We start from the raw sequence: 7,749 nt of genomic DNA, 5'->3' as shown, positions 1-7,749 counted from the left end.
ACCCCCCGATGCCAGCACCAGCGTCAGCACGTCGGCGCTGGTCACCTCTCGGGTTTCGCGCGCGAATGCGAAGGGATTGCTGCGGAAATCCGCGCCCTCGCCATCGCGGTAGATCTCGGCGCGGTAGCGCACGCCCGGTTCCAGGAAGCCCAGCGACACCGGCAGCACACGGCCGTGCTCGTCGGTGATGCTGCCGAGGAACCAGTCGCGGCTGTTGCGGTCGCGGCGCACGATCGTCACGTAGTCGCCCACTTCGCCATCGAGCACGCGGCTCTGCTCCCAGTCCACCGCCACGTCTTCGATGAAACGGAATGCCTCGCGATGCTGCAGGTAGTGCTCGGGCAGGTCGGCGGCCATCTGGATCGGGCTGTACAGCACCACATACAGCGCCAGCTGGCGTGCCAGCGTGCTGGGAATGGCCTGGCCGTGGCGGCCCTTCAGGCTGAGGATGCCGGGGGTGTAATCCATCGGCCCGGCCAGCATGCGGGTGAACACCAGGTTGACCTCATGTTCCGGCGGGTTCGGCGGCTGGCCCCAGGCGTTGTACTCCATGCCACGTGCGCCTTCGCGCGAGATCCAGTTGGGATAGGTGCGGCGCAGGCCGGTGTCCTTGATCGGCTCATGCGGGTTCACCGACAGATGGCGGCGCGCAGCCTCCTGCACCACCGTCAGATGGTGGCGGGCCATGAACTGACCGTCGTGCCACTCGCGCCACAGTGGGCCCCCCGTGGGATTGCGGCGGTCGACCTGGCCATCGTCGCAGACGTAGCCGGTCTTGAACTGGTCCACGCCCAGCCGCGCGTACAGGTCCAGCGCAGCGTCCAGCTGCTCCTCGTAGTGCTCGATGGCGCAGCCGGTTTCATGGTGGCCGATCAGGTGCACGCCCTTCTTCAGGCCATACGCCGACAGCGCTTCAATGTCGAAATCGGGCGTGGCACGGGTGAAATCGAAGTCGTAGCCGTTGCCGACCCAGTTGCCGTCCCAGCCCGGGTTCCAGCCTTCCACCAGCACGCCACGGAAGCCGTGTGCGGCGGCGAAGTCGATCACCTTCTTCGTCTTCGCAGTGGTGGCCGCGTGCTTCGGCCCGTTCGCCCAGCTCTCGTTGTCCAGGTGCATCGACCACCACACGCCCAGGTACTTGGCCGGCTTCACCCAGCTCACATCACCCAGCGCATTGGGTTCGTTGAGGTTGAGGATCAGGTCCGATTCGACCAGGCCACCGGCACGGTCGGCAATCTGCAGCGTGCGCCACGGCGTGGCGAAGGGCAGGGCGCGGCGCACCTTCCAGCCTTCTGCCGAGGGTGACAGCTGCGCGCGCAGGCGTTGGCCCTCGGTTCGCCGCAGCCACATGCCGGCATAGTCCACCAGCGCCGCCTCGTGGATCGCCACGTGCAGCCCATCGCGGCTGCGCAGGGTCATCGGCGTATGCACCAGCGGAACCTCGCGCAGCGGCGTGCGCTGGTACAGGTACTCGTAGTGGATCGGTTCGCCGGCAGGGATCCACCACGCGGTGGAATCCTGAGCGATGGCGAACTCGGTCAGCTCGTCATCGATGATGGCTTCGCGCAGGTTCGGCTGCTCGGGGAATACGTAGCGGAAGCCGAGGCCATCGTCGTAGACGCGGAACACCACATCCAGCCGGCGCTTGCTGCCGGTGGTCTCGGCCAGCTGCACGGTCAGTTCGTTGAAGTGGTTGCGGGTGAGCCGGCGTTCGCCCCAGGGCTGTTCCCAGTTGTCATCGACGCTGCGTTGCTGTTGGCCGAGCAGGGCGAAATCCCGGTCCAGGCGGCCATCGCGCAAGGCAAAGCCCAGCTTCGAATCTTCCACCACGGTCTCGCCGAAACGCTCTACGCGATAGCGCGCGGTGCCAACGTCCAGCACCAGGCTGACCTTGAGCACCTTTCCCGGTGATTCGACGCTGGCCACCTGCGGCGCGGCCTGCGCCAGCGTGGCCAATCCCAGCAGAGCCAGACCGAGCAGGTGCGCGAACACCGCGCGTACAGCAGTGGGTGACATCGGCATTTCCCCTCCCAAGGCGCCGTTGGCAGACCCGGACCATAAGCCAGCGCGGCAGGCCCGCTACCGCGCAACGCCATGAATACGTATGCAGCTGGACGCAGCCGACAGCCCCGCGTCTACCATGGGGCCAAGGCACCTTGAGGGAGGGGCCGCGCCCGCCCGCCGACAACGACGGTGCGGACCTACAACGCGTGCAGAGAGGGAGGGAGGCCGACGGGCGCAAGCCGGTCCGCCGCTTCGATGCTGAAGATCATTTGCCTGACCGCTGCCCTTGGGGCAGCGCTGGGATCGACCGCGCAGGCGGCCGACCTGCAATTCGACGGCCGCCATGCGCGTGCCGAAGCCGCTGCCAAGGGCAGCTACGTGCTGCATGCGCCGAAGGCTGAGGTGCGCATCGCGCCCATGCCGATGCGCAGCCAGACCGGCAGCGTGATGTTCGATGCACTGTTCGCGCTGGCCCAGCAGGAGATGGACCAGGACCGCGTGGATGCGATCCGCGATCCCGCGTTCGACGAAGGCCGGCCGGTGCCATGCGAGTGCTTCCAGACCGGCGCGCGCTGGCCCTACGTGTGGACCCGCGATGTCAGCTTCGCCGCCGACCTGGCGCTGGCGCGGCTGGACCCGCAGCGCACCCGGCAGTTGCTGCAGTTCAAGCTCTCGGCAGCGCGCGATGGCCATACGCCCGGCCTGTTCGTCGCGCAGGACACCGGTTCCGGCGGCAGCTGGCCGATCAGCAGCGACCGGGTGGTGTGGTTCCTGGCGGCACGCCACCTGCTGGACGATCGCGCGTTTGCCGACCAGGTCTGGCAGGCGCTGCAGGGCACGCTGGCGCAGGACCGCGCGATGGTGTTCGACGCGCAGATGGGCCTGTACCGTGGCGAGACCTCGTTCCTGGACTGGCGCGAGCAGACCTATCCGGACTGGACCCGCGAGGACGTGCGCTTCATTGGTGATTCCTACGCACTGTCCACCAACGTGCTGCACTACCAGGCACTGCGCCTGGCCGAGCGGCTGGCCGGCCAGCACGGCGACGCCCGCGCGGCCGAGTACAAGGTGTGGGCCGATGCGCTGGCACAGCAGATCGATGCACGCTTCTGGCGCGAGGATATCGGCCAGTACATGAGCTACATCGGCGAAGCCGCGCACCCGGTGCCCTACGCCAAGGTCGATCTGCTTGGCTTGTCGCTGGGCATCCTCGCCGAGGTGCTGCCGCCCGAGCGCGCGCGCCGTGCACTGGCTGCCTACCCGATGGGGCCGGCCGGCAGCCCGGTGATCTGGCCGCAGGAATCGCAGCAGCCGATCTACCACAACCGTGCGATCTGGCCGTTTGTCAGTGCCTACTCGCTGCGTGCCGCGCGGCAGCTGGACGATGCGCCGCGCATCGCCGCCGAGATCCGTTCGCTGATGCAGGGCGCGGCGCTGGCCGGTTCCAACATGGAAAACTACGAAGTGGTCAGCCAGGCCGTGCATGTCGAGGAAGGTGCGCTGAGCGGCCCGGTGGTCAACTCCGAACGCCAGTTGTGGTCGGTGGCCGGCTACCTGTCGATGGTGCTTGAAGGTGTGTTCGGTGTGCAGGACGATGGCCGCGTGCAGCCCAAGCTGCCGACCGTGCTGGTGCCGGAGCTGTTCGGCACGCATCCCCGCATCACGCTGGAAGCCAACGGCAGGCGCTATGTGCTGGAGCGCCCGCAGAACGTGGGCGATGGCCTGCTGGTGGCCGGCAGCACCATCACACGTGGCACGACTACCACGGTGCAGCTGGTCGCTGCCCCGGCAGCAACCGGTTTCGCTGCCACGACTGCGGATGCCAACGCGCGTGCGCCCGCAACACCGGCGGCACCGCAGGCCCTGCGCATGGGCACGGGTTGGAACGTTCCGGTGCAAGCCGAGCAGGTTCTGTGGAAGGACGGCAGGGCCCTCGTCGCCAGCAATGGCCCGGTGCACATCAGCGACGATGGCCTGCAGCACTGCCTCAGCCTGACCCGGCGCGAGGGTGCATTGGAATCACTGCACAGCCCGACGCTCTGCGTCGGTCCGCAGCAGGTGCTGAAGGGCGAGGAACGCTGGCAGTTCACCTCGGTCAAGGCCGGGCAGGTGCGCCTGCGCCTGCAGTACAGCAACGCGAACGGGCCGATCAACACCGGCGTTACCGCCGCGGTGAAGCAGCTGGTGCTGCAGTGCCCGGGCCAGCCATTGCAGCGGCATACGGTCACTCTGCCACACAGCGTGGCGATGCAGGACTCGACCTCGGCGACATTCACGGTGCCAAAGGGGCAGTGCACGGTCGCGCTTGAAGAGGGCTTCAACATGAGCGCGCTGCAGCACTTCGCGCACTACACGGGCGGCAAGGGCGGGCGTGATGGCGTGCTCAACCAGGCCCAGGTGCAGGCGCTGAAGGTGGCGCCGGTGGCGATGGAAGAGGGCGCACGATGAGTCGTCCCGCCAAACCGCAGCTGTCGTTCTGGCAGATCTGGAACATGTGTTTCGGCTTCCTCGGCATTCAGTTCGGATTCGCCCTGCAGAACGCCAACGCCAGCCGCATCTTCGAGACACTGGGCGCGGACATGGACGCGGTGCCCGGGCTGTGGATCGCGGCGCCACTGACTGGCCTGCTGGTGCAGCCGGTGATCGGTTACCTGTCCGATCGCACCTGGACGCGCTGGGGCCGTCGCCGCCCGTTCTTCATGATCGGTGCGGTGCTGACCACGCTGGCGCTGCTGGTGATGCCGAATTCGCCGACGCTGTGGATCGCCGCCGGTACCTTGTGGGTGCTGGACGCCTCGATCAACGTGTCGATGGAACCGTTCCGCGCCTTCGTCGGTGATCAGCTGGCACCACGCCAGCGGCCGGCCGGCTACGCGATGCAGAGCTTCTTCATCGGTGTGGGCGCCATCGTCGCCAGCTTCCTGCCGTTCATCCTGGCCCACTTCGGTGTTGCCAATACCGCAGCTGCCGGCGAAGTGCCCGATACCGTGCGCTATGCGTTCTACTTCGGCGCGGTGGTGCTGCTGGCGGCGATCACCTGGACGGTGGTCAGCACCCGCGAGTACTCACCGACGGAGCTGGCTGGCTTCGATGATGCTGAGCCGCCGGCGCATCACGCAGGGGCTGCGATCAGTGGCCCCGCGCCGTGGGCACAGGTGGCGCTGTGGCTGGGGCTCGGCGTGGTGCTGGCGCTGCTGATCGCCTGGCGGCAGGGCGACAGGATGCTGTATGTGCTGGCAGGACTGTGCGCCGGCTACAGCCTGCTACTGGCGGCCGCGCGTGCGTTGCCGGCCACGCATATGCTGGCCGCCATCGTCGGCGATCTGCGCGCGATGCCGGTGACCATGCGTCGTTTGGCGTGGGTGCAGTTCTTCTCGTGGTTCGCGCTGTTTGCGATGTGGATCTACACCACCGCCGCGGTGGCGGGTATCCACTTCGGCTCGACGGATCCGCAGTCGGCGGCCTACAACGAGGGAGCCAACTGGGTGGGGGTGCTGTTCGGTGCCTACAACGGCTTCGCCGCGTTGGCGGCAGTACTGATTCCGCCGATGGTGCGTGCGATCGGCCCGCGCTGGAGCCACCTGCTCAACCTGTGGCTGGGTGGCGCCGGCCTGGTCTCGCTGATGTTCATCCGCGACCCACACTGGCTGCTGCTGTCGATGGTCGGCGTCGGCTTCGCCTGGGCGTCCATTCTTTCGCTGCCCTATGCGCTGTTGTCCGACAGCGTGCCGGCATCGAAGATGGGCGTGTACATGGGCATCTTCAATTTCTTCATCGTGATCCCGCAGCTGGTTGCGGCCAGCGCGCTCGGCTTTGCCCTGCGCGCCTGGCTGGGTGGCCAGCCGATGCATGTGCTGGTGCTGGGCGGCTGCAGCCTGTTCGTTGCCGGCCTGTGCGTGCTGCGGGTTCCGTCCCGTCCGGAGGTGGTGTGATGCGTGGTGCGCTGTCTGTTGCTGTTTCCCTGGTACTGCTGGCCGGCCATGCGACGGCCGCGCCACGCCCGGACTATGTGGGCACCACCGAGCCGTTCGCCAGCGATGCGGTGTACTTCGTGGTCACCGACCGCTTCGTCAACGGCGACCCGTCCAACGATCATCGCGACCAGGGCGGAACGCATCGCACCTTCGATATCCCGGTGCCGTGCCCGGACAAGGTGGACGGCAACATCGGCTACCTCGGTGGCGACTTCCGCGGCGTGCTCGACAATGCGCAGTACATCCGCAACCTCGGCTTCGGCGCGGTATGGATCACGCCAATCATCGACAACCCGGACGAGGCGTTCACCGGCAGCAAGGCGATCAGCTGTACCAGCACGCTGACCGATCGCGGCAAGACCGGCTACCACGGCTACTGGGGCATCAACTTCTACAAGCTCGATGAGCACCTGCCCAGCAAGGACCTGGACTTCGCGGGGTTGACCAAGGGCCTGCATGGCGCAGGCCTGAAGGTGGTGCTGGACATCGTCGGCAACCACGGCTCGCCGGCCTGGACCATGCCGACGCGGCAGCCGCAGTTCGGCCAGATCTTCGACAAGGACGGAACGCTGATCGCCGACCACCAGAACCTGCCACCGCAGAAGCTGGATCCGAAGCACAACCCGCTGCACGCGTTCTACAACAACATCGGTCCGGTCGACAGCAAGGACGGCTCGATCTTCGATGGCAACCTGGCTGAACTGTCCGACTTCAACCAGGACAATCCGGCGGTGATGGATTATCTGGTGGGCGCCTACCTGCAGTGGACTGCACAAGGGGTGGATGCGCTGCGCATCGATACCATCGGCTGGCTACCGCATCCGTGGTGGCATGCCTTCGTCAAACGCATCCGCGCTGAACATCCGGGCATGTTCATGTTCGGCGAAGCGTTCGACTACAACGCGGCGAGCATCGCCGAGCACACCTGGCCGTCCAATGCCAACGTGAGCGTGCTGGATTTCCCGTTGCGCGGCGCGTTGGAACAGACCTTCGGCATCGCCGGCAAGGGCTTTGAAACCCTGGCCGAGCCACTGCACCTGACCGGCGGCCCGTACGCCAATCCGTACGAGCTGATGAGCTTCTACGACAACCACGACATGCCGCGCCTGCAGGCCAGCGACAGCGGCTTCATCGATGCGCACAACTGGTTGTTCACCGCACGCGGCATTCCGGTGGTCTATTACGGCTCGGAAACCGGCTTCATGCGCGGCCGCGCCGAGCATGCCGGCAATCGTGCCTACTTCGGCCAGCCGCGTGTGGACGCCGCACCAGAGAGTCCGATCTTCGCGCCGCTGCAGCGTATCGCGCGATTGCGCGAAGCCACGCCCGCGCTGCAGCGTGGCCTGCAGGTGAACGAGCGCCTGCAGGGTGATGAAGCGGTGTTCTTCCGCGTGCTGCAGTATGGCGACGTGGCGCAGACCGCGCTGGTGCTGCTGAACAAGGGCGACCGGACCAGGACCCTCACCGTGTCGCGTTACGTGCAGGCGGGCCGCTGGCGCGATGCACTGGACGGCGGTTCGTTGCAGGTGGATGCATCCCTGAAGGCCGACGTGCCCGCGCACGGCGTGAAGGTCTACGTGCTGGACGCCGCCGTGCAGCAGCCGGCATTGCAGGCCGAGCTGGACAAGGCGATGGCCGACCAGAAGGCGCGGGATCAGCGGCTGGGGCGGTAGTGCCGGCCGCTGGCCGGCAACCCATGAATCCATGGCACCTGCCTACCGCTCTGGTGGGTGCCAACCTTGGTTGGCACGCTCTTCGAGCAGTCGAGCAA

At 66.9% G+C, this 7,749-nt stretch carries 4 protein-coding genes; 3 read left to right on the top strand and 1 reads right to left on the bottom strand.

Annotated elements, in window-relative coordinates:
• Window positions 1–2,022 (bottom strand): glycoside hydrolase family 97 protein (locus tag N7573_RS22045; RefSeq protein ID WP_279943289.1); only part of this gene is annotated, 2,022 nt, incomplete at its 3' end.
• A gap of 237 nt (window positions 2,023–2,259) precedes the next feature.
• Between N7573_RS22045 and N7573_RS22040 the strand changes: the two genes are divergently transcribed.
• The 3 genes from N7573_RS22040 to N7573_RS22030 are packed head-to-tail and all read left to right on the top strand — an operon-like array spanning window position 2,260 to window position 7,651.
• Window positions 2,260–4,452 carry a Six-hairpin glycosidase-like protein gene (locus N7573_RS22040; RefSeq protein WP_279913723.1) on the top strand — a complete coding sequence of 731 codons (2,193 nt, stop codon included), beginning with the start codon at window positions 2,260–2,262 and terminating at the stop codon, window positions 4,450–4,452.
• The gene (locus N7573_RS22035; protein ID WP_279913722.1) at window positions 4,449–5,936 is read left to right on the top strand and encodes an MFS transporter; all 1,488 of its coding nucleotides are present in this window, start codon (window positions 4,449–4,451) and stop codon (window positions 5,934–5,936) included. The genes N7573_RS22040 and N7573_RS22035 overlap by 4 nt, the downstream gene beginning before the upstream one ends.
• Complete coding sequence (locus tag N7573_RS22030; protein WP_279913720.1) at window positions 5,936–7,651, top strand: alpha-amylase family glycosyl hydrolase; 1,716 nt, start codon at window positions 5,936–5,938, stop codon at window positions 7,649–7,651. Before N7573_RS22035 ends, N7573_RS22030 begins: the two co-directional genes overlap by 1 nt.
• Window positions 7,652–7,749: the final 98 nt, after the last annotated feature.

It is taken from the genome of Stenotrophomonas sp. GD04054, from assembly GCF_029836955.1.
GTDB classification, from domain to species: Bacteria; Pseudomonadota; Gammaproteobacteria; order Xanthomonadales; family Xanthomonadaceae; genus Stenotrophomonas; species Stenotrophomonas maltophilia_A.
Note: the sequence above shows the minus strand (reverse complement) of the source record. Positions and strands in the feature narration are given on the sequence as shown.

Bases quoted from the DNA above. Each gene is read 5' to 3' on its own strand.
- N7573_RS22030 (WP_279913720.1), top strand. From the start codon at position 5,936: ATGCGTGGTGCGCTGTCTGTTGCTGTTTCCCTGGTACTGCTGGCCGGC.
- N7573_RS22035 (WP_279913722.1), top strand. From the start codon at position 4,449: ATGAGTCGTCCCGCCAAACCGCAGCTGTCGTTCTGGCAGATCTGGAAC.
- N7573_RS22040 (WP_279913723.1), top strand. From the start codon at position 2,260: ATGCTGAAGATCATTTGCCTGACCGCTGCCCTTGGGGCAGCGCTGGGA.